This window comes from Pseudomonas mandelii (genome assembly GCF_006438925.1).
Lineage (GTDB): Bacteria > Pseudomonadota > Gammaproteobacteria > Pseudomonadales > Pseudomonadaceae > Aquipseudomonas > Aquipseudomonas mandelii_C.
The window spans coordinates 197,640-222,508 of sequence record NZ_RCZA01000010.1 but is presented as its reverse complement, the minus strand read 5'-3'; the positions used below and the strand labels follow the sequence as shown (position 1 = coordinate 222,508).

General features: G+C 59.9%; 24 protein-coding genes and 1 pseudogene. 18 read left to right on the top strand and 7 right to left on the bottom strand.

Annotated features, from left to right (window positions below; all coding sequences use genetic code 11):
* Positions 1-183 precede the first annotated feature (183 nt).
* The 5 genes from EAH74_RS23410 to EAH74_RS23390 all read left to right on the top strand — a co-directional run bounded on the left by EAH74_RS23410 (position 184) and on the right by EAH74_RS23390 (position 6,290).
* The gene (locus EAH74_RS23410; RefSeq protein WP_140681379.1) at positions 184-1,320 is read left to right on the top strand and encodes an HlyD family secretion protein; all 1,137 of its coding nucleotides are present in this window, start codon (positions 184-186) and stop codon (positions 1,318-1,320) included.
* Positions 1,320-2,804 carry a DHA2 family efflux MFS transporter permease subunit gene (locus EAH74_RS23405; RefSeq protein WP_140681377.1) on the top strand — a complete coding sequence of 495 codons (1,485 nt, stop codon included), beginning with the start codon at positions 1,320-1,322 and terminating at the stop codon, positions 2,802-2,804. Before EAH74_RS23410 ends, EAH74_RS23405 begins: the two co-directional genes overlap by 1 nt.
* 19 nt (positions 2,805-2,823) lie before the next feature.
* Positions 2,824-4,314: an efflux transporter outer membrane subunit gene (locus EAH74_RS23400; protein WP_140681375.1), complete on the top strand. Its 1,491-nt coding sequence runs from the start codon at positions 2,824-2,826 to the stop codon at positions 4,312-4,314.
* 23 nt (positions 4,315-4,337) lie between these two features.
* Positions 4,338-5,288 (top strand): aldo/keto reductase, encoded by a 951-nt coding sequence (locus tag EAH74_RS23395; RefSeq protein WP_140681373.1) that lies wholly within the window; start codon positions 4,338-4,340, stop codon positions 5,286-5,288.
* Positions 5,289-5,354: 66 nt separating this feature from the next.
* Positions 5,355-6,290: a LysR family transcriptional regulator gene (locus EAH74_RS23390; protein WP_140681371.1), complete on the top strand. Its 936-nt coding sequence runs from the start codon at positions 5,355-5,357 to the stop codon at positions 6,288-6,290.
* A 62-nt stretch (positions 6,291-6,352) separates the two neighbouring features.
* Here the strand turns inward: EAH74_RS23390 and EAH74_RS23385 are convergent, their stop codons facing one another.
* On the bottom strand, positions 6,353-6,625 hold the full coding sequence (locus tag EAH74_RS23385; RefSeq protein WP_140681369.1) for a DUF2790 domain-containing protein: 273 nt from the start codon (positions 6,623-6,625) through the stop codon (positions 6,353-6,355).
* A gap of 238 nt (positions 6,626-6,863) precedes the next feature.
* On the opposite strand from EAH74_RS23385, the gene EAH74_RS23380 reads away from it, so the two are divergent.
* Positions 6,864-7,316, top strand: coding sequence for a hypothetical protein (locus tag EAH74_RS23380; protein WP_140681367.1), 453 nt, complete (start codon positions 6,864-6,866; stop codon positions 7,314-7,316).
* Between the two features lie 38 nt (positions 7,317-7,354).
* Here the strand turns inward: EAH74_RS23380 and EAH74_RS23375 are convergent, their stop codons facing one another.
* From EAH74_RS23375 to EAH74_RS23360, 4 genes and pseudogenes are all read right to left on the bottom strand, one after another.
* Positions 7,355-7,891: a dihydrofolate reductase family protein gene (locus tag EAH74_RS23375; protein ID WP_140681365.1), complete on the bottom strand. Its 537-nt coding sequence runs from the start codon at positions 7,889-7,891 to the stop codon at positions 7,355-7,357.
* A gap of 136 nt (positions 7,892-8,027) precedes the next feature.
* Positions 8,028-9,004 (bottom strand): annotated as a pseudogene (locus EAH74_RS23370) (saccharopine dehydrogenase family protein).
* Positions 9,001-9,402: a VOC family protein gene (locus EAH74_RS23365; protein ID WP_140681363.1), complete on the bottom strand. Its 402-nt coding sequence runs from the start codon at positions 9,400-9,402 to the stop codon at positions 9,001-9,003. The pseudogene EAH74_RS23370 and the gene EAH74_RS23365 overlap by 4 nt, the downstream one beginning before the upstream one ends.
* A 29-nt stretch (positions 9,403-9,431) precedes the next feature.
* Positions 9,432-10,175 carry an SDR family NAD(P)-dependent oxidoreductase gene (locus tag EAH74_RS23360; RefSeq protein ID WP_140681361.1) on the bottom strand — a complete coding sequence of 248 codons (744 nt, stop codon included), beginning with the start codon at positions 10,173-10,175 and terminating at the stop codon, positions 9,432-9,434.
* A gap of 138 nt (positions 10,176-10,313) precedes the next feature.
* Here EAH74_RS23360 and EAH74_RS23355 point away from each other — a divergent pair, with 138 nt between their 5' ends.
* Positions 10,314-11,207: an AraC family transcriptional regulator gene (locus tag EAH74_RS23355; protein WP_193560146.1), complete on the top strand. Its 894-nt coding sequence runs from the start codon at positions 10,314-10,316 to the stop codon at positions 11,205-11,207.
* Between the two features lie 83 nt (positions 11,208-11,290).
* Here EAH74_RS23355 and EAH74_RS23350 read toward each other — a convergent pair whose 3' ends face one another.
* Positions 11,291-11,608: a carboxymuconolactone decarboxylase family protein gene (locus tag EAH74_RS23350; protein ID WP_123368894.1), complete on the bottom strand. Its 318-nt coding sequence runs from the start codon at positions 11,606-11,608 to the stop codon at positions 11,291-11,293.
* 212 nt (positions 11,609-11,820) lie between these two features.
* Here EAH74_RS23350 and EAH74_RS23345 point away from each other — a divergent pair, with 212 nt between their 5' ends.
* From EAH74_RS23345 to EAH74_RS23325, 5 genes are all read left to right on the top strand, one after another.
* Positions 11,821-13,194 (top strand): glutamine synthetase family protein, encoded by a 1,374-nt coding sequence (locus tag EAH74_RS23345; RefSeq protein ID WP_140681359.1) that lies wholly within the window; start codon positions 11,821-11,823, stop codon positions 13,192-13,194.
* Positions 13,195-13,204: 10 nt separating this feature from the next.
* Positions 13,205-14,596, top strand: coding sequence for an aldehyde dehydrogenase family protein (locus EAH74_RS23340; protein ID WP_140681357.1), 1,392 nt, complete (start codon positions 13,205-13,207; stop codon positions 14,594-14,596).
* A 3-nt stretch (positions 14,597-14,599) separates the two neighbouring features.
* Positions 14,600-15,760 carry an iron-containing alcohol dehydrogenase gene (locus tag EAH74_RS23335; protein ID WP_140681355.1) on the top strand — a complete coding sequence of 387 codons (1,161 nt, stop codon included), beginning with the start codon at positions 14,600-14,602 and terminating at the stop codon, positions 15,758-15,760.
* Positions 15,761-15,914: 154 nt separating this feature from the next.
* Positions 15,915-17,480, top strand: coding sequence for an amino acid permease (locus tag EAH74_RS23330; RefSeq protein WP_140681353.1), 1,566 nt, complete (start codon positions 15,915-15,917; stop codon positions 17,478-17,480).
* Positions 17,481-17,533: 53 nt separating this feature from the next.
* Positions 17,534-18,466, top strand: a complete 933-nt coding sequence (locus EAH74_RS23325) for a transporter (protein ID WP_140681351.1) — start codon at positions 17,534-17,536, stop codon at positions 18,464-18,466.
* Positions 18,467-18,573: 107 nt separating this feature from the next.
* Here EAH74_RS23325 and EAH74_RS23320 read toward each other — a convergent pair whose 3' ends face one another.
* A complete protein-coding gene (locus tag EAH74_RS23320; RefSeq protein WP_140681349.1) occupies positions 18,574-18,735 on the bottom strand; it encodes a DUF2986 domain-containing protein in 162 nt (53 codons plus the stop codon).
* Positions 18,736-19,046: 311 nt separating this feature from the next.
* Here EAH74_RS23320 and EAH74_RS23315 point away from each other — a divergent pair, with 311 nt between their 5' ends.
* The 6 genes from EAH74_RS23315 (at position 19,047) to EAH74_RS23290 (ending at position 24,797) form a co-directional block, all read left to right on the top strand.
* Positions 19,047-20,384, top strand: a complete 1,338-nt coding sequence (locus EAH74_RS23315) for a M15 family metallopeptidase (RefSeq protein ID WP_240050546.1) — start codon at positions 19,047-19,049, stop codon at positions 20,382-20,384.
* Positions 20,385-20,484: 100 nt separating this feature from the next.
* The gene (locus EAH74_RS23310) at positions 20,485-21,156 is read left to right on the top strand and encodes a GntR family transcriptional regulator (protein WP_174553771.1); all 672 of its coding nucleotides are present in this window, start codon (positions 20,485-20,487) and stop codon (positions 21,154-21,156) included.
* A 114-nt stretch (positions 21,157-21,270) separates the two neighbouring features.
* A complete protein-coding gene (locus tag EAH74_RS23305) occupies positions 21,271-22,203 on the top strand; it encodes a 4-hydroxyproline epimerase (RefSeq protein WP_140681347.1) in 933 nt (310 codons plus the stop codon).
* The gene (locus EAH74_RS23300) at positions 22,200-23,315 is read left to right on the top strand and encodes an NAD(P)/FAD-dependent oxidoreductase (RefSeq protein WP_140681345.1); all 1,116 of its coding nucleotides are present in this window, start codon (positions 22,200-22,202) and stop codon (positions 23,313-23,315) included. The genes EAH74_RS23305 and EAH74_RS23300 overlap by 4 nt, the downstream gene beginning before the upstream one ends.
* Positions 23,308-23,544 carry a (2Fe-2S)-binding protein gene (locus tag EAH74_RS23295; protein WP_008157207.1) on the top strand — a complete coding sequence of 79 codons (237 nt, stop codon included), beginning with the start codon at positions 23,308-23,310 and terminating at the stop codon, positions 23,542-23,544. Before EAH74_RS23300 ends, EAH74_RS23295 begins: the two co-directional genes overlap by 8 nt.
* The gene (locus tag EAH74_RS23290) at positions 23,541-24,797 is read left to right on the top strand and encodes an NAD(P)/FAD-dependent oxidoreductase (protein WP_140681343.1); all 1,257 of its coding nucleotides are present in this window, start codon (positions 23,541-23,543) and stop codon (positions 24,795-24,797) included. Before EAH74_RS23295 ends, EAH74_RS23290 begins: the two co-directional genes overlap by 4 nt.
* Positions 24,798-24,869: the final 72 nt, after the last annotated feature.

The following is a 24,869-nucleotide window of genomic DNA, read 5'->3' as shown; positions in this document are numbered from 1 at the left end:
CTTACATCATCGCACAAAATTAAGGAACCAGAAATTCCTTGGTTTGCAGGTTTGTTGTAGCGGAGCTCGAACTGGGTATTGCGGCGACGAAATTGATGCGGTGGAGCGATCCTCCTGACCGCGCACGGTATGGCTGTTTTTTTGGGTGTTAGCCCTATTTCCCGGTTATAGGTGTATCCGATCATGACTAAACAGTTTGACATCCCAGCTACACAGACCTTCGAGCATCCAGGGCCGAATCCGTCTGACTCGCCCATCAAAAAGCCGTTTAAAGAGAAATTACGGCCAGTGCTGATGGTGGGTTTACCTCTCCTTTTCGCTGCGGTGGGGTACGCCCACTACGTGGCGGGCGAGCCCTTTGTTTCGACCGATAACGCTTACGCCCGAGTGGCGAAGGCATCGATCAACGCGCGCATTTCCGGGCAAGTCGTCGAGATCGCCGTCGAGGACAACCAGCCTGTTCACAAGGGCCAGATTCTGTTTCGGATCGACCCGAAACCGCTGCAGATCGCGGTTGACCGTGCACAAGCCCAGCTGAGCGTCGCGCGGCTGCGCATCGATGGCCTCAAGGCCAGCTACCGCCAGCAACAGGCCGAACTGCAATCGGCTAAAGAGTCGGCCGATTTCGACCAACGGGAGTTTGCCCGCAAGAAGGCGCTGGTCGCGACCGAGTTCGTCTCGCGCGCCATTTACGAGCGCGCCGACACCGACCTTAAAGTTGCCCGGCAACGAATTGCGTCGGTCGAACAACAGATCGCCAGCACGGTCGTTGCCTTGAACGGCAACCCAAACATCGAGGCCGATAGCCACCCGACGGTTCGCGAGGCCAAGGCTCAGCTCGACGAGGCGCAGCTGTATCTCTCGTACGCGACGGTGTATGCGCCGGACGATGGCATCGTGGCCAAGGTCGACGATTTGCAGGTTGGCAACTATGTGAATAACGGCGCGCCAGCCTTTGCCTTGCTGTCTGATCGCGAGATCTGGGTAGAGGCCAACTTCCGCGAAACCGACGTGACCCACATGCGTCCAGGCCAGGAAGCGACCATCAGGATCGATACGTATCCTGATCGCGTCTTCAAAGCCCACGTGACCAGCATGAGCCCCGGTGCCGGATCGGACTTCGCCCTGCTGCCGCCGGAAAATGCGACCGGCAACTGGGTCAAGGTTGTGCAGCGGGTGCCGGTCCGACTCGAGCTTGATGAGGCGGACCCCGCACTGCCCCTTTTCTCGGGCACCAGCGCCACGGTCAAGGTCGATACCGGGTATCGCACGCCTTGGTGGCATCCGCTCAAGGCGCTGTTGACCGCAGGTAACTTGTGATGAACGCCAATCATGCCGGACCTCAAGGTGCGCGGACATTAAGGTTCGCCGCGTTACTCGCTACCTATATGCAGTCGGCGAACCTGCCTTTGCCGAATGCGGTTCTCAGGTTGATTCAGGGCAGTCTGTCGATGACCGACGACCAGGCTGGCTGGATATTCACCTCGTACCTCGCGGCGAGCGCCATCACGATGCCGATTGCGCAATGGCTCGCCGGGCGTTATGGCTTGAAGCGGGTTTATCAAGCGGCGTTGGCCTTCTTCGTCCTTGGCTTGCTGCTCGCGACGCAGGCAACGACACCGCTGGAATTCGTTGGCGCACGTATTATTCAAGGCCTGGCGAGTGGCATGCTGGCCCCGCTGTCGATGGCGATTTCGCTGGAGACATTGCCACTCGAGAAGCGTGCGAAATTTGGCGCAACGTGGACGGCCATCGTGCTGTTCGGCATCGTCAGCGGCCCTAGCATCGGCGGTTGGGTCGGCGAACATTTCGGATGGCGCCCGATCTTCTACATCAGCCTTCCGCTGTCGGCGTTTATCTTCCTGGTGATGGCGTTTTTGCTGGCCGAGAAAAAGGCCGAGAAACGTCCGTCGTTCGACTTCTTTGGCTTCGGCAGCTTCACGCTGGGTTTGATCAGCCTGCAAATGATGCTTGACCGCGGTGAGCGCCTGGACTGGTTTTCTTCGACCGAGATCTGGCTGGAAGCGATGGGCTGCGCACTGGGGCTCTACCTGTTCGTTGTGCATGTGCTGACCGCGAAGGTGCATTTCCTCAACAAGCGTTTGTTCAACGACCGCAACTTCGTGCTCTCGACGGTCATCTTTTTCGCCGTGGGTTTTGTGCTGTTGTCGACCATGGCGCTGACCTCGCCAATGCTCGACGAGATTCTCGGCTACCCGCCTGACACCACGGGTTCCCTGACGATTCCGCGCGGGATCGGGCTGGTCGGTGCGTTCCTGTTGATGAACCGTGTTCCCGAGCGTTTCGACCGTCGGCTGTTCGTGGCGGCAGGCGTCGCCGTGGTGATTTATGCCAACTGGCTGATGCTCGGCTATTCGCCGTTGATGGACTGGTCGCCCGTGGCGGTGGCGGGTGCGATCCAGGGGATTGGCATCGGCATGCTGATGCCGTCGCTGACCAAGGTCGCGTTCAGCACGCTCGACCCGACGTTACGCCCGGAAGGCACCGGTCTGTTCAACCTGTCACGGGTGTACGGCAGCACCCTGGGCGTTGCGATTGTGCAGCTGTTCTTCTTCAACAATACGCAAGCGATGCACATGGCGCTGGGCAGCAACCTGACACCGTATCGCGCCGCTGCGCATTCCGCGCCGACGTCCCTTCAAGCACTGGCGGGGCTCAACGAAATGATCACCGGCCAGGCAGCTTTTATCGCGGTGATCGACCAGTTCAAGATTTTGATGTTCGCGATGCTGGTGGTCTGCCCACTGGTTATCTTTCTTCGTAAGCCCGTTGCGACCAACTAGTTTTCGTGGAGTTTGCCAAATGAAATCCAATGCACGCTTCATCAACAGACAGATGTTCAAAACCACGTTCGGTGCGGTGTCGGCTCTTGCGTTCCTGACCGCCTGTACCGTCGGCCCTGACTATCAAATGCCGCCACCAAGCCTGTCGCAGCACTACGATCAACAGGCCGAGCAGCGTCTCGGCCAAGGCGGCAACACGCCCGGTGAACAGCACATTGACCTGGGCAAGAAGGCCAATGGTGACTGGTGGTCCGCGTTTCGTTCGCCGAAGCTCGACAAGCTTGTACGTCGCGCCATTGACGGCAATCTTGAGCTCGTAGCGGCAGACGCGACGATCCGGCAAGCGGCTTCCTTCGTCGCTGCGGCGGAAGGAGCGCTGTATCCGCAGGTCGACCTTGGCGCCCAGGCTGGCCGCCAACGGGTGCACAACGCGAAAGAACCTTCCATCTCAAACTTCTATGCAATCGGGCCACGGGTTGGCTTCGACCTTGACGTCTTCGGCGGTAACAAGCGGCAGGTCGAACAACAGCAAGCGTTTACCGATCTGCAGAAGCATCGCTACGAAGCGGCGTACCTGACCCTGACGGGCGATGTCGCGAGCCAGGCGTTGTTGCTGGCCTCGGCCAACGCGCAGATGGCCGCCGTCGAGAAGCTGCTCGCCAATGACGCCAAGAACCTCGAACTGGTGCGCATGGCGCACGCCAATGGCAGCACCACGCAGATCGATGTTTCACTGGCCGAGACGCGGCTCGCTCAGGACCGCACGCTGTTGCCGCCCCTCGCCCAGCAGCGCGACTCGGCACGCCACGCACTGTCGATTCTGACGGGCAAAGGCCCGGCTGACTGGATCGCACCTGACTTCACGCTCGCCGAGTTTGCCTTGCCGGCAAACGTGCCGGTCAGTCTCCCTTCCGAAATGGCCCACGACCGGCCGGACGTACGGCAAGCCGAGGCAGAACTGCACATGGCCAGCGCCGCGGTTGGCGTGGCGACAGCCAACCTCTATCCGCATGTCGAACTGTCCGCATCTCTTGTACAAGCAGCTTCAGGCAATGGCGGCGCCGCACTCTGGGGCTTCGCTGCCGGGCTCACAGCGCCCATCTTCAATGGCGGAACGCTGAAAGCTGAACGTCAGGCCGCCGTCGATGGCTACAAGGCAACCCTCGCCGGCTACCAGCAAACTGTCATTAGTTCGTTCGGTCAGGTCGCAGACACCTTGCAGGCGATCAATCATGACGCCGAGGAAAACCTGGCGCAGGAGGATGCATTACGAGCGGCGGAAACGAGCTTTCGGTTGAATCAACAAGCCTACGCGCAAGGCGAGAACAGCATTCTCCAGGTGCTGGAGGCGGAGCGTGCTTATGAGCAAGCGTTACTGGGTCAAATCAGAGTGAAGACCGCGCAGTATCTCGACACGGTGCGGCTGTACGTGGCACTCGGCGGTAATTCCGTCGGTGTGTTTGAGCAACGACTGGCCAGTCGCGAAGACCAGAAACCTTCCTATCAGTAGCCCCAGACATTGGAGTAAAAGATATGCCTTACGAATCCTTTCACGATGCACTTCGCGATACCCGATTCCCTCTGATACACGGGTCGGGTGAGATGCCGGCCGTTGGCTTTGGCACGTTGTTCAAAGATCTCAGCGTCACAACGCAAGCGGTCAAGGCTGCGCTGGAAGCAGGATTTCGCCATTTCGATTGTGCAGAACGTTATCGCAATGAAGAAAAAGTCGGCGTTGCCCTAAAGGAAGTTATTGAGGCGGGTAAGGTCCAGCGCGAGGACGTGTTCATTACCACGAAACTGTGGAACACCAACCATCGTCCCGAGCGCGTCGAACCTGCTTTCGAGGCGAGTTGCCGACGGCTACAAGTTGATTACATCGATTGCTATCTGATCCATACGCCCTTTGCCTTTCAACCCGGAGATGATCAGGACCCCAGAGACGAGCACGGTCGAGTCATCTACGATTCAGGCGTGACGTTAATAGAAACCTGGCGGGCGCTTGAGCGCCTGGTGGATGAAGGCCGCTGTAAGTCCATCGGCTTGTCTGATATCACGCTGGAGCGGTTACAAGAGATTGTGGCAGTGGCCCGGATAAAGCCCGCCGTCGTGCAGGTTGAATCGCACCCCTATCTGCCTGAATGGGAACTGCTTGAGTTTTGTCAGCAGCATGGAATTATCGTCCTTGCATTTGCGCCACTCGGGCATGGTATGGAGCCGAACGTACTGGAAGACTCGGTGATTACAGGGATCGCTAAACACATTCGCAAGACCCCGGCTCAAGTGGCATTGGCCTGGTCTGTACAGCGGGGAGTCGCTTTTCTGACGACGTCTGCTACACCGAGTCATATCCGGGAAAACTTTGATATTTCTACCCTGCCGCACAGGGCCATGCGTGAAATCAAGGAAGAGATAACGACCCGGGTACGATTCAACTCGGTCGTTGAGACAGGTGTGCCCGGTTTTATTGCGCGCAAGAAGTAACACGCAACGAAGGGGCGGCCTTCTACAGGGGACGCCCCTTTCATCCATCCCCCCGAGGTGAAAACCATGGACGTTTTCCAGACGATGCGTTTTTTCGTTGCTGTCGCTCAGAGCGGCAGCTTCACGGCAGCGGCTGAGCTATTGGACACCACCACTAACGTTTCCAAAGCTGTTTCCAGTCTGGAGGCCAGGCTTCAAACACGTCTGATCAACCGGACGACCCGACGCCTGGCGTTGACCGAAGCAGGTCTGCGCTATTTGCAGCGATGCGAAAATATTCTGGACGAGGTCCGTGAAGCGGAGGAGGAAGCGGGTACCGCTCACATCATGCCCGTTGGCAGGCTCAAGATTCACGCGATGGGAGCCATTGGTAATCATTACGTGATCGATGCCATTGCCAAATATAGAGAGACTCATCCCTCGGTCATGTTTGATTTGACACTGACTAATCGGCTACCTGACTTGCTGGAGGAAGGCTATGACATGTCGATTGTTTTAGCCCGGGACTTACCCGATTCTGGATTTGTAGCGCAGCGGCTCGGCATCACTTACAGCATTCTCTGCGCTTCGCCAGCGTACCTGAAGAAACGCGGACACCCCGATTCTCCAGGGGCTCTTGGCTCACATGATTGTTTGAGAATTGTTAATACGATAATGCCGGCAGGAAACTGGGTATTTGAGGGGCCCGAAGGCGTGGAGACCGTCAACATTCCACTGTCTCCCTTTCACGTCAACACCGCCGATGCCATGACCGTCGCCATAACGAATGGGATGGGCATCGGTATTCAGCCTATTGCTTCTGCAGTCGATGGCCTCAGGGCTGGCACGTTAGTGCGCGTACTGCCTGAGTATCATTTTGAAGAATTTAATTTATATGCAATATATCCATCACGAAAATTCGTGGATGCAAAAATAAAGACATGGGTGGAGTTTCTTAAAAGTCATATTCCAGGCATGTTGGCCACCGATGAAAAAATCGTCGGCTTACGCAGACAACGATAACAACTTTAACAGTGCCGGCGCTGCAGATATGGAGTGTCGACCCTCCATCTTCCGCACACGACTCAACCATTTGAACAGCCAGTTCCCATGACTTGATACTGCAGGACATGCCGTTGACCGTGAGAGTCTTCATACGTCATTTGCGCCGGGACTGGCCCGCACTGGTCAGGAATATCTGTCACCGCAATGACTTTCTGGATATCCAGTTTCGTGTCGTAAGTGTACGTTTCAACAGGCGTCTTACTGTCCGCGGCAGTTGAATGGCTCTCGCCTGCAAAGGCCTGTGTACCTAAAACGCCGAGCGCAAGAAACATCGCAAGTTTTGAGATTTTCATCGTATTCACCCTATCGTCAAAAGTTAACCTCGTGAGCGAGTTGACACTGACTCTGTTTGCTCACTGGGTAGAGACGATGCTAGGTGTTTACCTCTCCCTCAAACAGCAGCCCACGGGACAAACACTGTTGCCGGATTCCGCATGAATGGAGGATTTCGCACAGGCAACACCAGGAAGACGATTAATGAGCTATACCCGCTAATCTCCCATTGCAGTTATTCAACGCAGGAGGTTGGCAATGAAGCGCAGAAACTCACTTGCAGCGCTAATGGTCACCGCGAGCCTTTTCGGCTGCACCACTTCATCAAACCATGGCGTGAGCGTTACTTTGGTTGCCACGCGGCAGAACACCGGTCAGATCGGCAATGTAACGTTGGCCGACTGGGGCAAAGAAACCGGGTTCAGTTTCTTCATCAGTGGTGCGCCAAGCGGAGCGTCTCTGCCCTTGCGCCTCTACACCTTCATCAATAAAGGCAGCTGCCAGCAACCCGGGCCAGTCGCCTACGCAATGAATGATCATGTCACCACCGAACGCCAGGCCATACGCGGCTGGGCTTTCTCTAGAAGCGCACCTGTCGCACTGCCGGTCCTGCTTTCCGGCGAGTACTCCATCGTCGTGCGAAGCGCACCGGACAGTGGCAACATCGATATTTTTTGCGGAGATATCAAACAGAAAGGCTCGGCGAAATAGCCTCGCTTTGACCTGCCCGCGTCTTCATCTCGGGCAGGTCATGGGGCCAGCCGATAGGTGGATTGCACCAGCCCCGAAGGAAAGCTATGGCTGGATACCAGTCTCAAATCAATGTCCTTTAACAACGCACCGAACAGCGGCCTTCCCGACCCGATCAACACAGGAACAGTGGTGATGACCATATCGGCAATGAGCCCTTCGCGCAGGAATGACTGCACCAGCCGCCCGCCATCGACATAAATCCGGCGCACATTCTGCCCCGCCAGTTTCTCGACCAAGTCCTTTGGCGAAAGGTTGGAGAACTGAACCTTGTCCTTCAGCGCCTCGGGCAAGGGTGTATCGGCCAGCTGTTTAGAAAGCACCCGTACGGGGCGGTCATAGGGCCATGTGTCGAGGGTCAGCACCTTTTCATAGCTCCCTCGCCCCATCACGATCATGTCGATGTCGGCGATAAAGGCTGCGTAGCCGTGATCCTCGGTCGGATCATCGCGCTGTAACAGCCACTCAATGTCGCCATCTTGCCGGGCAATGAAACCATCCAGACTTATGGCGATGAAAACGTGTGCGGTGATCATCGGACGCGCCCTATTTATTCGCGATATACCATTATCAGAACAAAGACCAAACACAAAGCTCACCCTGAATGGAGCTGATGTTGATGATGCTGCCCGTTGAACTCAGCAGCATCACGTCGGAGAGCGTTGTCGCACCCTAAAAATCTGTGATTGTCGAACCTGCAATCGTCTGCGCGAATCCGACGCCAAACACCCGCGCAGGCGTTTCAAAGCCTGGTCGCCGATCACCGTTCAGCACCCGGCGCGCAGCCTCCACAGCCGCCAACGGTGTGTAGGTGTAGCCGTTGACGGTCTCGATCGCTGATCGCGCACGTGTGCCATCAGCACCAATGACTTCAGCCACAGCACGGGCGCGATGAGCCTCTCGCTGCTCAGCACTTGGGCCGTCGGGCAGTTGTGACAGATCGCCTTCAGGGAAAGCGTCGCCGGTGATGTTCACGAACATGGCGATATTGGGAATGCCGGTGGAGTGCCAGCCGGTGACCAGGTCACCGAAGGACAGCGGCGCGCACAGTGCAGGGCCGTCACCAAAATCGAAGTGCCGGGGCTGCGCATCGGGTGTTGCAACCAGTAGCCCATCAACCCGCGCCAAGAGGCCCGCGCCAACGATCTCGCTGACACTAAGGCCGATCCCCGCGACATGGCGCCAGCGACTTGTAGCGCAACGCTTAGTGACTTCGGATTCTGCACACGGCGAGCAACATGCATCGCCAGGCAGTCTGTCGGCACCACGTCCCAGCCGACCCCGGGCAAGAGCATGACACCCGCCTCGGCTGCCTGAGCGCCAAGCCGTCCCGCCAGCCGATAGACATTTATCTCGGCCGTGATGTCCAGATAGTCGACCACGGCCTTGATACAGGCCTGCATCAAGGCGTCCGCCGTCTGCGCAAAAGGCCCTGCGAAATTCAGCAGCACGCCGATGCCGTCCAGGGATTCGACGGCCTGGGCATCAGGGATGAACACTCGATAAGGCACGCCCAGTTGCGCAGCGAGAGACTCCAGCCTTGCGCCATTGCGGCCAGCGATCACAACATCCAGCCCCCGTGCTTTGGCATGTTCGGTTGCCATGCGACCGGTATAGCCTGTCGCCCCGTAGATCATTAGTTTTTTCATTGGGCGTGCTGCCAGTTTTTGTAGACGAATTCGAGGCTGTAACCGTCCGGATCAAGGACATTGGCGGCGTAATAATTCGGGTCGTAATGCAGACGTGCGCCAGGCGCACCGTTGTCCACAGCGCCATTCTCAATAGCCGCCGCATACGCTGCGTCGACCTCGGCCTTGCTGTTTGCCACGAAGCCAACGTGAACCGCCCGCCCCTCCACAACACCCTCGCGCAACCAGAAAAACACCCGGCCATTGGCACCGAAGCCCTTGAGATCCGGGTGGCCTGGCGGGCCGTCCTTGCCGTCGTAATCAAGCCGGCCGGTAATGCCAAGCGGGGTCAGAGTCGCGGTGTAGAAACGGATGGAACGATCAACGTCGCTTACCGAGATAAAAATATGATCAAGCATTGTGGTCGCCTCGCTTTTCAGGTGCTGATTCAGATGAAATACCCGCCCGCGACTTCGATCGTCTGAGCATTGATCCAGCCTCCTTCTTCGGACAGCAGCAGGGTGATAACGCGAGCGACATCCTCCGGCTCGCCCACCCGACCAAGAGCGGTTTGCGATGCGAGTAACGCTTCGAATTCGTCATTCAAGCCGCCACCGAGTTCGGTGCGAATCGCCCCCGGCGAGACGGCGTTCGCACGGATGCGCCGAGGGCCGAACTCCTTGGCCATGTAACGGGTCAGCACGTCGAGTCCGCCCTTGAAAGCAGCATAAGGCGCGACACCCGCAGTGGCCACGCGGGTCGTGGCGCTGGTCAGGTTGACGATGCTGGCGCCCTCTCCCATCAACGGCAGCAACGCTTGAGTCAGGAAAAACGGGCCTTTGAGGTGGACGTTCAGCAAGTCGTCAAACTGCGCCTCGGTGACCGATTCCAGGGGATTGAACAAGCCATGGCCCGCGTTGTTCACCAGCCCACCGAGGGTTGCCACACCCCAGGTTGCCTGCAAAGTCAGTTGCACCGTTTCTCTGAAGCTGTCGAACCGCTTCACATCAGCGACGTCCAGCTCAAGCGCCACAGCCTTGCCACCCGATGCCTGGATACGCTGGACGACAGCGTTTGCTGAATCAGCATTGCTCTTGTAGGTCAGGATGACCCCCATACCGCGCCGGGCGCAGTGTTCGGCCGTGCTGGCGCCGATGCCTCGGCTGCCTCCGGTGATGACGATAACGTTCATTCGCTGCTCCAAGATCACTGTGATGAGTCACCACAGTAACCATCGCCGTTGCCACGAGCGCAGCCGTTCCTGCTCCAATCCTGCCTGTTTCTGCTTTTTGCTTGCCTGGGCGTATCAGCCTGAGTTCAGATGTTCCCCATGACAAACCAACTGAATGAACTTCGTGCGCTGGCTGCCCGGGCCGAGAACCGCCGCACGGAGACAGGCATCCCCCGCGTCGCCATGGTCCAGGGCGAAATCCCTGAGCACCTGCTGGCCGCGGTTTACGAGCCGATGATCAACCTGATCCTGCAAGGCAGTAAATCAATGACCATCGGCGACCGCACGCTTCACTATGACCCGGCGACCTATTTCGTCATGTCCATCGAATTGCCTGCGGTCGGTCAAGTACACCCTGCCTCTTCCGGTGAGCCTTATCTGGCAGTCAGCCTGACACTCGACCCGGCGGTCCTGGCGACGCTGCTGGCGGATCTGCCAAAGCCCATCGGGCATTACGACAAGGAAGCAGGTTTTTCGGTAGCCGCTGTCACACCCGACCTGATGGACGCCTGGGTGCGGTTGCTGCGTTTGATGGGCCGACCGGAGGACATTGCGGCCCTGGCACCGGCCTACGAACGGGAGATTCTGTACCGTGTTTTGCAAGGGCCCCACGGCTGGATGCTGCGTGATATTGCGGCACCCGATAGCGCCATGGCTCGGGTCAGCCTGGCCATCCAGTACATTCGTCGGGACTTCGCCAAGCCCATCCGTGTGGAGACACTGGCGCAACAAGCGGCGATGAGCGTGTCGACCTTTCACAGGCACTTCAAAGCCGTCACGGCGCTGAGCCCGTTGCAGTATCAAAAAAGGGTTCGCTTGCTTCAGGCCCGGACGCTGCTGGTGGCCAACGCCAAAAGTGTCACCCGTGCAGCGTTCGAGGTTGGTTATGAAAGCGCTACGCAATTCAGCCGCGATTACGCACGGGTGTTCGGCTTACCGCCCTCACGAGATGCCGCGCGGATTGTTGGAGAAACCCTGGGCCAGAGAAAATAGCTGAAAATGACTGCCGAAGTGTGAAGCCCCCCCCCGTTGCTTAGGGTCAAGGCGACCGGTGCCCTGTCTTTCAGCGAACTCGTTCACGTCTCAATCACATCGTCCGCCCAACTGATGGCCGCAACGACGGTGGGGAAACCGATCGTGCTGGTCAGGGAGATCAGCGTGTGACGGATCTGCTCTGGCGTGGCGCCCGCCTCCAGTGCCCGTCGGGTATGACTGTGCACCGCGCCCTCAGAACGGATGGCCGCCGCGGCGCCGAGCTGGATCAGCTGGACAACGATTTCTTCCAGTGGGCCGGTATGACGCACCGCCGTACCCAAGGCCTCCACTGCGGCCAGGTAATCCGGGTACTGCTGTTCGAGACGTTCGTAGGTGTTGTGTTCTCTCTTCTTCGCCATCGTTGTGTCCTCGCGTTGGAAAGGCAGTCAGTCTCGCCTTTACGCCCGATTCATCAGGCTTGGCCCTGCGAAACTTGCACTGTGCAGCAGTAGGCTACGCTTACAGCAGCTTATTGCACACGATGCTCGCGTCTGCAGGTTTTGGGTTGTTCTGGAGAGCGTCTGCAACAGCTATTTCAGACAGGCCCAAACAATTCACGCAGGACTACGTGATGACCGAGCCCCTCCTCAGTTTTGATCAACTCAAGCGTGCCGCCGCCTCCGGCGAGATCGATACCGTTCTTGTCTGCATGGTCGACATGCAAGGCCGACTGGTCGGCAAACGATTCCAGGTCGAGTTTTTCATCGACAGCGGCCATGAAGAAACCCACTGCTGCAATTACCTGCTGGCCGACGACATCGACATGGAACCGGTGCCGGGTTACGCCGCGGCCAGCTGGAGCAAAGGCTATGGCGACTTTGTGCTCAAACCCGACATGGCCACGTTGCGACGGGTGCCCTGGCTTGAGTGCACGGCGCTGGTGCTCTGCGATGTGCTCGATCATCACCATCGGCGCGACCTGCCGCACAGCCCACGGGCGATCCTGAAAAAGCAGGTCGAGCGACTGCGCGAGCGCGGCTACACCGGCATGTTCGCCTCGGAACTGGAGTTCTATCTGTTCGACGAGAGCTACGAGGCCATCCACGAGCGCAACTACCACAAGCCGAAAACGGCCGGTCACTACATCGAGGACTACAACATCCTGCAGACCACCCGCGAAGAGCCGGTGCTGCGGGCGATTCGCAAGCATCTGCAGGCCAGCGGAATTCCCGTGGAAAATTCCAAGGGTGAATGGGGGCCGGGTCAGGAAGAGATCAACATCCGTTATGCCGATGCCCTGACCATGGCCGACCACCACGTCATCATCAAGCACGCCTGCAAAGAGATCGCGCAACTGCAAGGCAAGGCGATCACGTTCATGGCCAAGTGGCGCTATGACGCCGCCGGCTCCAGCAGCCACATTCACAATTCGCTGTGGGACAAGAACGGTAAAAAGCCGCTGTTCTTCGACACCAAGGCGGAGTTCGGCATGTCGAAACTCATGCGCTCCTGGGTGGCCGGGCAGCTTAAATACGCCAACGACATCACCTGTTTTCTCGCGCCCTACATCAATTCGTACAAGCGCTTTCAGGCCGGCACCTTTGCCCCGACCCGGGCGGTGTGGAGTCGGGACAATCGCACCGCTGGTTTCCGTTTGTGCGCAGAAGGCAGCAAAGCCATCCGCATCGAATGTCGCATCGGCGGCGCCGACCTCAACCCTTATCTGGCCTTCGCCGCCTTGATCGCTGCGGGACTGGCCGGTATCGACGAGAAGCTCAGCCTCGCGCCGCCCTTTGAGGGCGATGCCTACGTCGACGAACACTTGCCTGAAGTATCGAAGACCCTGCGCGAAGCCTGCGCCGCACTCCAGGGCTCGACCATGTTGCGCGAGGCGTTCGGCGATGAAGTGATCGACCACTACGTGCACACCGCCGAATGGGAGCAGAAAGAGTACGACCGGCGGATTACCGACTGGGAACTGCAGCGCGGGTTTGAGCGTTATTGAGACTTCCATCATGACTTCAACGATTCAACTCATCTCCCCGGTCGATGGCCGGGTCTATGCCGAACGCCGCTGCGCCGATGCGGCGCAAATCGACCAGGCGCTGGCGGCGGCCGAAGCGGCCCAAGCGCAATGGAAACGCCGGCCACTGAGCGAACGCGCCGCCTTCTGTAGCGCCGCGGTGGACGCGATGCTGGCCATGAAGGCCGACATCGTGCCGGAACTGGCCTGGCAGATGGGCCGCCCGGTGCGCTTTGGTGCTGGCGAACTGCGCGGTTTCGAAGAGCGAGCCCGGCATATGATCGCCATTGCACCTGAAGCGTTGGCAGCGCTTGAGCCCACGCCCGTCGCCGGTTTTCGACGCTGCATCAAGCGCGAACCGCTGGGTACGGTATTGGTCGTCGCCCCCTGGAATTACCCCTATCTAACGGCAGTGAATACGATCATTCCGGCGCTGATGGCCGGCAACAGCGTCATCCTCAAACACGCGTCGCAAACGTTGCTGGTGGGTGAACGGTTCGCCGAGGCGTTTCGCCGCGCCCATCTGCCCGAAGGATTGTTCCAAAACCTGCTGCTGAGTCATCTCTATACCGGAGCGATCATTGCCTCTGGACGCGTGCAGCAGGTGAACTTCACCGGGTCGGTCGAAGGCGGTAAATCCATGGAACACGCTGCCGTCGGAAGTTTTCTCGGCGTGGGCCTGGAGCTCGGTGGCAAAGACCCGGCCTACGTCCGTGCAGACGCCAACCTCGAACATGCGGTGGAAAATCTGGTGGATGGCAGCTTCTTCAACTCAGGGCAGAGCTGTTGTGCCGTCGAGCGTATTTATGTCGATGAAAAAATATACCCGGCGTTTGTCGAACGCTTCGCCACTTTGACCCGCCAATACGTGCTGGGCAACCCACTGGACGAAGCCACCACGCTCGGCCCGCTGGTCACACCGAACGCCGCTGAATTCGTTCGCGGGCAGATCGCCGATGCACTGACACAGGGCGCTCGGGCGCTGATCGATCCAAAGGATTTTCCTGCCGACGCGCCGGGCAGCGCCTACCTCGCGCCGCAGGTATTAGTCGACGTCACCCATCAAATGTCGGTGATGCGCGAGGAAAGCTTTGGCCCGGTGGTCGGCATCATGCCGGTGGCCAGCGACGACGAAGCCATTGCCTTGATGAACGACAGTGAGTTCGGGCTCAGCGCGTCCATCTGGACACAAGACCTTGCCGCCGCAGAGCGCCTGGGCAACGAGATCGACACCGGCACCGTGTTCATGAACCGCTGCGATTACCTGGACCCGGCCCTGGCCTGGACCGGGGTGAAGAACAGCGGGCGCGGCGTCACGCTGTCGCGCCTGGGTTATGAACATCTGACCCGAGCGAAATCCTTCCATTTGCGCCACGAGATCTGAGCCATGAGCCTGACCGCGAACTGGAACTACCCCACAAGCATCCGCTTCGGTGTCGGCCGCATTGCCGAGCTCGCCGAAATCTGCCGCAGCCAAGGAATCCAGCGACCGTTGCTGGTCACCGACAGTGGCCTGGCGCGAGCCCCGATCACCGCTGCAGCGCTGGACGCCTTGCGCGCCGCGGGCCTCGGCGTCGCGCTGTTTTGCGACCTTAAACCCAATCCGGTGGAAGCCAACCTGGCGGGCGGGCTCGACGCCTGGCGAGCCGGCAAACACGATGGCGTAGTCGCCTTCGGCGGCGGCAGTGGCCTGGACATGGGCAAGCTCATCGCCTTCATGAGCGGCCAAACCCGACCGGTGTGGGATTTCGAAGACATCGGCGACTACTGGACCCGCGCCGACGAGGGCAGCATCGCCCCGATCATTGCGGTGCCGACCACGGCAGGTACCGGCTCCGAGGTGGGCCGTGCCGCGGTGATCATCGATGAGCGTACGCACACCAAACGCATCATCTTCCACCCAAAGATGATGCCGCGCGTGGTCATCAGCGATCCGGCCCTCACCGTCGGCATGCCGGCCAAGGTCACCGCCGGCACCGGCATGGATGCGTTTGCGCATTGCCTGGAATCGTATTGCGCCCCCGGCTTTCACCCCATGGCTGAAGGGATTGCGGTGGAAGGTATGCGCCTGGTCGCCAATTCGCTGGTGCGAGCCGTACACACACCCTCGGACCTGGAGGCGCGAGCGGAAATGCTTGCGGCGGCCGCGATGGGCGCTACCGCTTTCCAGAAAGGCCTGGGCGGGATGCACGCACTCTCACATCCGGTGGGCGCCCTGTACGACACCCATCACGGCATGACCAACGCCACGTTCATGCCCTATGTCCTGAAATTCAATCGCCCGGCCATCGAAGAACGCATCACCCGCCTCGCCGCTTATTTGCGTCTGCCCTCTCCCGGCTTCGACAGTTTTCTGGCCTTCGTCCTCAAGTTGCGCAAGGACATCGGCGTGCCCCATACGCTGGTTGAGCTGGGGGTGGATGACCGGCAGGCCGACCTGATCGCGGACATGGCGATTGTCGACCCTTGCGCCGGTGGCAACCCGTTGCCATTGACCCGAAATGGCGCGGCAGAAATTTTCGAAGCGGCATACCACGGCCGTTTGTAGAGCAGTTGCCTGTCCATGGCCAAGGTGCGAGCGCGCAGCATGGACGGGGTTTATCCGTTAGAGACAGGAGCAGTACGACAAGGGGTTGAAGGCCAGCCCATCCGGCAACGTAAACCCGGATGGATGCGTATCAAAACCTGAAGGGGCACACAACATGAATCCAGCAAGCCAGCCCGGCACGAGCGCGCCGCAAGACGATGACGTCAAGGTGCTGCACAGCATGGGCTATGCCCAGCAGCTCTCACGACGCATGGGCGTTTTCTCTAACTTTGCCATTTCCTTTTCGATCATCTGCATCCTTTCGGGTGGTATCAACTCACTTGCGCAGGGCACCTCGGGTGCGGGCGGTGCGTCAATCGGCATCGGCTGGCCGATCGGTTGCCTGATCTCCGGGGTTTTCGCCATGGCCATGGCGCAAATTTCCTCGGCCTACCCCACCGCTGGCGGCCTCTATCACTGGGGTTCGATTCTCGGTAACCGCTTCACCGGCTGGCTGACCGCGTGGTTCAACTTGCTCGGGCTGGTCACCGTGCTCGGTGCGATCAACGTCGGCACCTATTACTTCTTTTTCGGTGCCTTCGGACCGGCACTGGGAATGGAAGACACCACCACGATCCGGGTGATTTTCCTGGCGATCCTGACCGGCATCCAGGCCTTGTGTAACCACCTGGGTATCGGCCTGACGGCGAAGCTCACCGACTTCTCGGGCTATCTGATCTTCGCCACGGCGCTCGCGCTGACCATCGTCTGCCTGATCTCGGCGCCCAGTTATGAGTTCGCCCGGTTATGGACCTTCAGCAACTATTCCGGCGAGGCTGGCGGCAGCGTTTGGCCACAGGTGTCGAACGGCTGGATTTTCATGCTCGGCCTGCTGCTGCCGATCTACACCATCACCGGCTATGACGCCTCTGCACATACCTCGGAAGAGACCCGGAATGCGGCCATGTCGGTGCCTCGCGGCATGGTCATGTCAGTGGTCTGGTCGTTGCTGTTCGGCTGGGTCATGCTCAGTTCGTTTGTGCTGATGCTGCCGAACATGGATGAGGCGGCGAAGCAAGGCTGGAACGTGTTTTTCTGGGCCATGAACACGCAGGTCAACCCCACCGTGAAGCTCGCGCTGTACGTGGCGATATTCATCTCGCAGTTCCTCTGCGGGCTGGCAACCGTGACCTCGGTTTCACGCATGATCTTCGCGTTTTCCCGTGACGGTGGCCTGCCCTGCTCGAAAGCACTGGCCTCGGTTTCGCCGACCTATCGCAGCCCGGTGGCGGCGATCTGGACCGGTGCCACCCTGGCGGTATTGTTCGACTGGGGATCGTCCGTGATATCGGTCGGCGCAACGCCGGTCTATACCATCGTGGTGTCCTGCACGGTGATCTTCCTGTTCTTCTCCTTCATCATCCCTATCGTGCTGGGCCTGTTTACCTACGGGACGTCGAAGTGGCCGGCCATGGGGCCGTGGAACATGGGACGCTTCTGGTACTCCGTGTTCGCCATCCTCTCGATCCTCTCGATGGTGATTATTTTCGTCATCGGCATCCAGCCACCGAACGATTGGGCGCTGTACATCACCATCGGTTTTCTGGTGCTGACGGCTATCGTCTGGTTCGGTTTTGAGGCCCGACGCTTCCAGGGTCCACCGATAGGCGACATGATCGTCAAGCGTCAGGCGGAAATCGCTGCGGCTGAAGCGGCATTGAATAAACGAGCCGGGAGCTGATCGCCACCGCCATAAAAATACAGACCGGTGGGGTCCTGACAGGAAGCGAGCGAATGTGGATGAAACACAAACTCTGCGTCGTCAGGCTCGTTCGGTTCGCATCCGCATCGCTCATCATCGTCGCCCCCGGTGCAGTCGCAGAGGATCTGGAACCCAGGTCCTATGCCAATACGCCGGTCGGTATCAATTTCCTGCTCATAGGCTACAGCGATCTCCATGGCAGCGTGACCGCCAACCCCTCAGTCCCGCTCCAGGACGCCAAGCTCAACATAAAGACTGTCGTGTTGGCCTTTGCCAGATCTCTGGACGTCTGGGGCCGTTCCGGGAAGTTCGATATCGTCGTGCCTGAGGCAAGATTGACGGGCTCTGCTCTGTTCGCCGGTGAACCCAAGGAGCGAAATGTTACTGGGTTGATCGATCCAAGATTTCGGTTTTCGGTCAACTTATATGGCGCCCCGGCATTGTCCCTGGCTGAATTCCCCAGCTATCAACAGGATGTGATTATCGGCGCGAGCCTGGCGATCACGGCGCCACTGGGCCAATACGACGCGAGTAAGCTGGTAAATCTTGGCAACAACCGCTGGTCATTCAAGCCCGAACTCGGGATTTCCAAGCGCCTGGGCCCAGTGACCCTGGAATTGTCCGGCGCGGGAACTTTTTACACCGACAATGACGAGTTCCTCGGCGACCACCAACTTTCCCAGAACCCGATTTATCAGGTACAGGGGCATCTTATCTATGCCTTTAGCAACGGTGTTTGGGCTGCGCTGGATACGACCTACTTCGCTGGAGGGAGTAGCTCAGTCGATGGGGTCGGTAACCACGATTATCAGGAAAACACACGTTACGGATGCACCCTCACGCTGCCGTTGAACCGGAACCATTCGCTAAAGCTGAATGCGAGTAAAGGCGGGCATACCCGCACGGGCAGCGAATACGATGCCATTTGCATCGTCTGGCAGTATCGGTTCGGCGGAGGGCTTTGAAACTTGGGACTTGCGCCACATTCCATTCATGCGTTCGTCGCGTATCAAGCGTTTTAAATCTCCGGGAACGCGGAACATTCGAAGATGCGGTGCTTAAACTACATAGATCAGCTCTCAGAGGAAATAATTGAGTCGTGACTGGATTCAGCAGCCAGCTTCAATCGGTCAGCTTTACTAATGTATTTAGACTTGCTTGACGGTGCTAATTTGGCACTAGCCTTTTTGGCGTGAGCCTTTAATAACTGCTTTATTTTTTTTTGACGATTCATGTTTTTCTACTCGGCTTGTAAGTTCCTGGATGATATCAGCTTGCGGTTTGCGCAAAAAAGTAGAAGCCGCCCAGGTGCCGCAGATAGTGCGTAGTTACTGTCACTGGCTTGACCCATCGCCTGATCCGGCTTGAGTATCGGCCTCTTTGGAGACTCGTATGCCCCCTGTCTGCCCCCTCCAGCCTCTGCCCTCCTCGTCACTGTTTTCGCTTCGTTCGCGCAGCCTGCTCGCGCGGACCTGGCTGCGATGGGCCCTGTGCCTGAGCTTTGTCGTGCCCTGCATCGCCGGTGCAGAGACACGACCCGAGAACATGGTTTATCTGCGTACGATTGATCCTGGCATCGAGCAAGACATTCGCTATGCCAACGCTCACAACTTCACCGGGCACCCACTCGACGGTTACGCCGCGGCACAGTGTCTGTTATCGCTGGACGCCGCCAAGGCCCTCGCTCGGGTACAAACAGCATTGCGTGCGCAAGGCTACAGTTTGAAGGTGTTTGACTGTTATCGGCCCAGCCGTGCCGTTGCCGATATGGGGCGCTTCGCGACGCAGCCGGGCGACCCGCGCAAGGCCGAGTTCTATCCGCGCGTGGACAAGCAGGACTTCTGGCGCCTGGGTTACGTGGCCCGGGTGTCGAACCACTCCAAAGGCTCCACCGTGGATCTGACACTGACCGGCCCGGATGCCCTGCCCGCCGACACCTGGACGCCTTCAGCCGGGCAAGTCGATTGCACAGCCCCTTATGGCCAGCGTTGGCGCGACGGCGCGCTCGACATGGGCACCGGTTTCGATTGCTTCGATGAGCGAGCGCATACCGACAGCCCGACGATCAGCGCTGCCGCCAGGGACAATCGCCAGACGCTCAGCAGGGCCATGGAGAAAGAAGGGTTTACCGGGTACTCCAAGGAATGGTGGCACTTCACCTACAGCGGGGAAGGTTCGCCGAAGAACGTCATGGACTTCCCCATCACGCCGCTGGGTACGCGCGATGCTCTCGACACCGCCAATCAGCTGATTGTGGTCACCACAAAAAACTGGACTGACATCCAGGGGACGGCCCAGCGTTATGAACGGCAGGGAAACACCTTTCGAAAATACGAATCGCCGTTTCCGGTGGTGGTCGGCAAGAGCGGGCTGGCGTGGGGCCAGGGTCTGAGCAGCGTTGAGCAACGCGAAGGTCCGGTCAAACGTGAAGGTGATGGAAAAGCACCTGCCGGGGTATTCAAACTGGGGACGGCGTTTGGCTACGACAGCACGGCCGACACCAAACTGCCTTACCTGGCGCTGACCCCGACCATCGAATGCGTGGATGACAGCCACTCCGCACGCTATAACGAGCTGGTCGATGGAGTGACTGTTTCGAAAGACTGGAACAGCTCCGAACGTATGCGTCGCGATGACGACATGTACCGAAAAGGCATTTTCATCGAGCACAATACGCCGGCGTCCCCCGCCTCGGGCTCGTGCATTTTCTTCCACATCTGGCGCGGCCCCACCTCCCCGACGCTGGGTTGCACCGCCATGGATCCAGCGGATATTGCTCGTTTGTTCAATTGGCTGGACCCTCGCCAGTCGCCTCTGCTGGTTCAAATGCCCGAGTCGGAATATGAGCAAATCCGCGAAAGCTGGAACCTTCCCGAACGTTGATGGCTGACAGACGGTGGCTGGAGATCCTGGCCATCGCCGAAAGAACACCCAAGACAAATTCGTATACCATATCTGCAATCCAATCCTGACGATCACGACCGTGGCCCTGACCAAACTCAACGCTCCCGACCTTGGCAATTCGCCTTCGACGTCGGAAATCATCACCCGTCATCTGCGTGACGCCATCGTCGCCGGGCATTTCGCCGAGGACGAGCCGATTCGCCAGGACGACATTGCCCGCCAGTTCAACGTCAGCAAGATTCCGGTGCGCGAAGCCCTCAAGCGCCTGGAAGCCGAAGGCCTGGTGATGTTCCAGCGCAATCGCGGGGCGATGGTCACTCGGGTTTCCGATGCAGAACTGGCGCAAATGTTCGAAGTGCGCATGCTGCTCGAAGACAAGGTGCTGCGCCTGGCCATTCCGAACATGACCGAAGAGACCTTCGCCCGTGCCGAGCGCATCTGCCAGGAGTTCATCGGCGAAGATGACGTCGGGCGCTGGGCCGAGCTCAACTGGGAACTGCACGCCTGCCTCTACGAGCCGGCGCAGCGTCCGTTTCTGGTCGGCCTGATCCGCTCGGTCAACGACAAGCTTGAGCGTTACCTGCGCATGCAGATGAGCCTGTCGGCCGGCAAGGAACGCGCCGATCACGAACACCGGGAAATCCTTGCGGCCTGCCGCGCCGGTGACGTGGACCTGGCGGTGAAGTTGCTCGACGAGCACATTGCCGGCGTCTGCAAGACCCTTTTCGAGCACCTGCCTCACCACCACTGACAGCTCGCCGTACTGTGCCGATTTCGTCACCGGCACTGGATAAAACCATCAAGCCGGCAAGGCCCCGCACAGGCCACTCTTTCGTTCACTCATCTGAACGGACGTGGCCATCCCATGAAACGCATCACCGTGATCGACTCCCACACCGGCGGCGAACCGACCCGCCTGGTGATCGCCGGTTTTCCTGACCTGGGCAGCGGCAGCATGGCCGAACGTCGACAGCGGCTGGCGGAACAGCATGATCAATGGCGCGCTGCCTGCGTGCTGGAGCCACGGGGCAGTGACGTGCTGGTCGGCGCCCTGCTCTGTGAACCGGTGGACCCGAGCGCCTGTGCCGGGGTGATTTTCTTCAACAACAGCGGCTACCTCGGCATGTGCGGCCACGGCACCATCGGCCTGGTGGCCTCGCTGGCGCATCTGGGCAAGATCGGCCCTGGGGTGCACAGTATCGAAACCCCGGTGGGCACGGTGCAGGCGACGCTGCACGAAGACCATTCGGTCAGCGTGCGCAACGTGCCGGCCTACCGTTACCGCAAAGCGCTGTCGCTGCAGGTGCCAGGTATCGGTCAAGTGACCGGCGATGTAGCCTGGGGTGGTAACTGGTTTTTCCTGATTGCCGAACATGGCCTGCGCGTTGCGGGCGATAACCTCGATACGCTGACCGCCTACACCTTCGCCGTACAGCAAGCACTTGAGGCTCAGGGTATTCGCGGCGAAGACGGCGGCTTGATCGACCATGTCGAGCTGTTCGCCGATGACGAGCAGGCCGACAGCCGCAACTTCGTCCTCTGCCCCGGCAAAGCCTACGACCGCTCGCCCTGCGGCACTGGCACCAGCGCCAAACTGGCGTGCCTGGCAGCCGACGACAAATTGCAGCCGGGACAGATCTGGCGTCAGGCCAGTGTCATCGGCAGCGAATTCGAGGGTTCCTACGAACTTCAGGGCGAGCGCATCGTGCCGACCATTCGCGGCCGCGCCTTTATCAGCGCCGAAGCCAGCCTGATCATTGAACAGGACGATCCGTTCGCCTGGGGCATTCGTCCGTGAACGAGGGCCTGGTGGCCGATGTGATCGTGATCGGCGCCGGCATCATCGGCGCCTCTTGTGCCCAGGCGCTGGCGGGGCGCGGCTTGCGTGTGCTGGTGCTGGACGCCGGCTTGCCCAGCGCTACGGCGGCGGGCATGGGCCACTTGCTGGTCCTCGACGACAACCCGGCCGAACTGGCCCTCAGTCAGTATTCCCTGCAACGCTGGCGTGAACTGGCGCCGGCCCTGCCCGACGGCTGCGCCTACCGTTGCAACGGCACCCTCTGGCTGGCGGCCAATGCCGAAGAAATGGCCGTAGCCCACAGCAAATACCTGAATTTGCAGGCCCAAGGCGTGGCCTGCGAATTGATCTCCAGCAGTGCCTTGCACCAGCGCGAACCGGAACTGCGCGAGGACCTGGAAGGCGGACTGCTGATCAATGGCGACGGCATTCTCTATGCTCCGGCAACCGCCAATTGGATGCTCGACACACCGAACATCAGCCAACGCCGGGCGCGGGTCAGCGAAGTCGACGGCAACCGCGTGCGGCTCGACGACGGCCACTGGCTAAGCGCCGATGCGGTGATTCTGGCGAACGGCATCCAGGCCAACGCGCTCTGCCCCGAGCTGCCGATCGAGCCGAAGAAAGGCCACTTGCTGATCACCGACCGCTACCCCGGCAAGGTCACCCACACCCTGGTGGAACTCGGTTACGTCACCAGCGCCCACAACGCCAGCGGTCCCTCGACGGCGTGCAATATCCAGCCTCGGCCGACCGGGCAACTGTTCATCGGTGCCTCGCGACAATTCGGTACGACCGACCCGCAAGTCGAGGGCTGGATGCTGGCGAAAATGCTCCGGCGTGCCACCGACTACATGCCGGGGCTGGCGCAGCTCAACGGCATCCGCGCCTGGACCGGTTTTCGCGCTGCCAGCCCAGACGGCTTACCGCTGGTGGGTCAGCACCCGCAACGCAAAGGTTTATGGCTGGCGGTCGGTCACGAAGGCCTCGGCGTGACGACCGCGCCCGGCACCGCCGACCTGCTGGTCGCGCAGTTGTTCGACGAAACGCCACCACTGACTGCGCAACCGTATCTGCCGCAACGTTTTCTCGGAGAGCCCGTTTATGCCTGAATTGATGCTGGACGGACGTGCCCTGCGGGTTGCCGAGGGCACTAGCGTCGCCGCTGCACTGGCCCTGAGCGGCGACGGCTGCACTCGCACATCGGTCAGTGGCCAACGCCGCGCACCGCTGTGCGGCATGGGCATTTGCCAGGAATGCCGGGTGACCATCGACGGTCGCCGGCGCCTGGCCTGCCAGACGCTGTGCCGTGACGGCATGCACGTGGAGACTCAAGCATGAGCGAATACGCCGACCTGCTGATCATCGGTGCCGGTCCCGCCGGCATGGCCGCTGCGCTCGCCGCAGCGCCAAGCGGTGCGCGTATCGTCCTGCTCGATGACAACCCGCTGCCGGGAGGGCAAATCTGGCGTGATGGTCCTCAAGCCAACCTGCCGAACCCGGCGCGTCAGATGCGCAAGCGACTGGAGGCGTGCAGCAACATCCGCCGCCACTCCGGCACGCGGGTGATCGCCTGCGCCGGGCCGAAACAACTGCTGGTTGAAGACGCTGATCGTGGCTGGTTGATCGGTTACGACAAACTGATTCTGTGTACCGGCGCTCGCGAGTTGCTTCTGCCCTTCCCCGGCTGGACGCTGCCCGGCGTGACTGGCGCGGGTGGCCTCCAGGCATTGATCAAGGGCGGGCTGCCGGTGCAGGACGAACGCATTGTGATTGCCGGCAGCGGCCCGTTATTGCTGGCCAGCGCCGCCACCGCAAAACACAACGGCGCCCGGGTGCTGCGTATCGCCGAGCAGGCCTGCGCGGCCGCCGTCGCCGGTTTCGCCGCGCAACTGCCACGCTGGCCCAACAAACTGATGCAGTCGGTCACGTTGATCGACCGCCATTACCGTACTGGGACCTATGTACTGGCCGCCCTGGGCAATGAGCGGCTGGAAGGTGTGCGCCTGCAACAGCAGGGAAAAATCGTCGAACTGGAATGTGATCGCCTGGCCTGTGGCTTCGGTCTGATACCCAATACACAACTCGGCCAGTCCCTTGGCTGCGAACTTGAAGATCAGGCGATCGCCGTCGATGCCTGGCAGGCCACTCGCCGCGCCGATCACTACGCGGCGGGTGAATGCACCGGTTTCGGTGGCAGTGAACTGGCATTGGTCGAAGGCGCCATCGCTGGCCACGCCGCCGTCGGTGACCTTGATTCAGCCCGAGCATTGTGGCCGCGCCGTGCGCGCTGGCAGGGTTTCGCCAACGCCCTGAACAAGGCCTTCACCCTCGACCCGCAACTCAAGTCGCTGGCACAACCCGACACCTTGGTGTGCCGTTGCGAAGATGTGCCTTACGCAGCGCTTGCCGGGCACACTGACTGGCGCGAGGCCAAGCTGGCCAGCCGCTGCGGCATGGGCGCTTGCCAGGGCCGGGTGTGTGGCGGTGCGTTGCAGCACCTGTTCGGCTGGCAGCCTTCGGCACCACGGCCGCCGTTCAGTCCGGCGCGGATCGAGACCTTGCTGTGCCTGGACGACACCCCGCCGGCCTGAATGCCGTCCGGGGCTTTCGGCTCCGGCGCCGAGTCTTTATGATCCCCGGCATTGCCTCCAGACGCCCAGCGC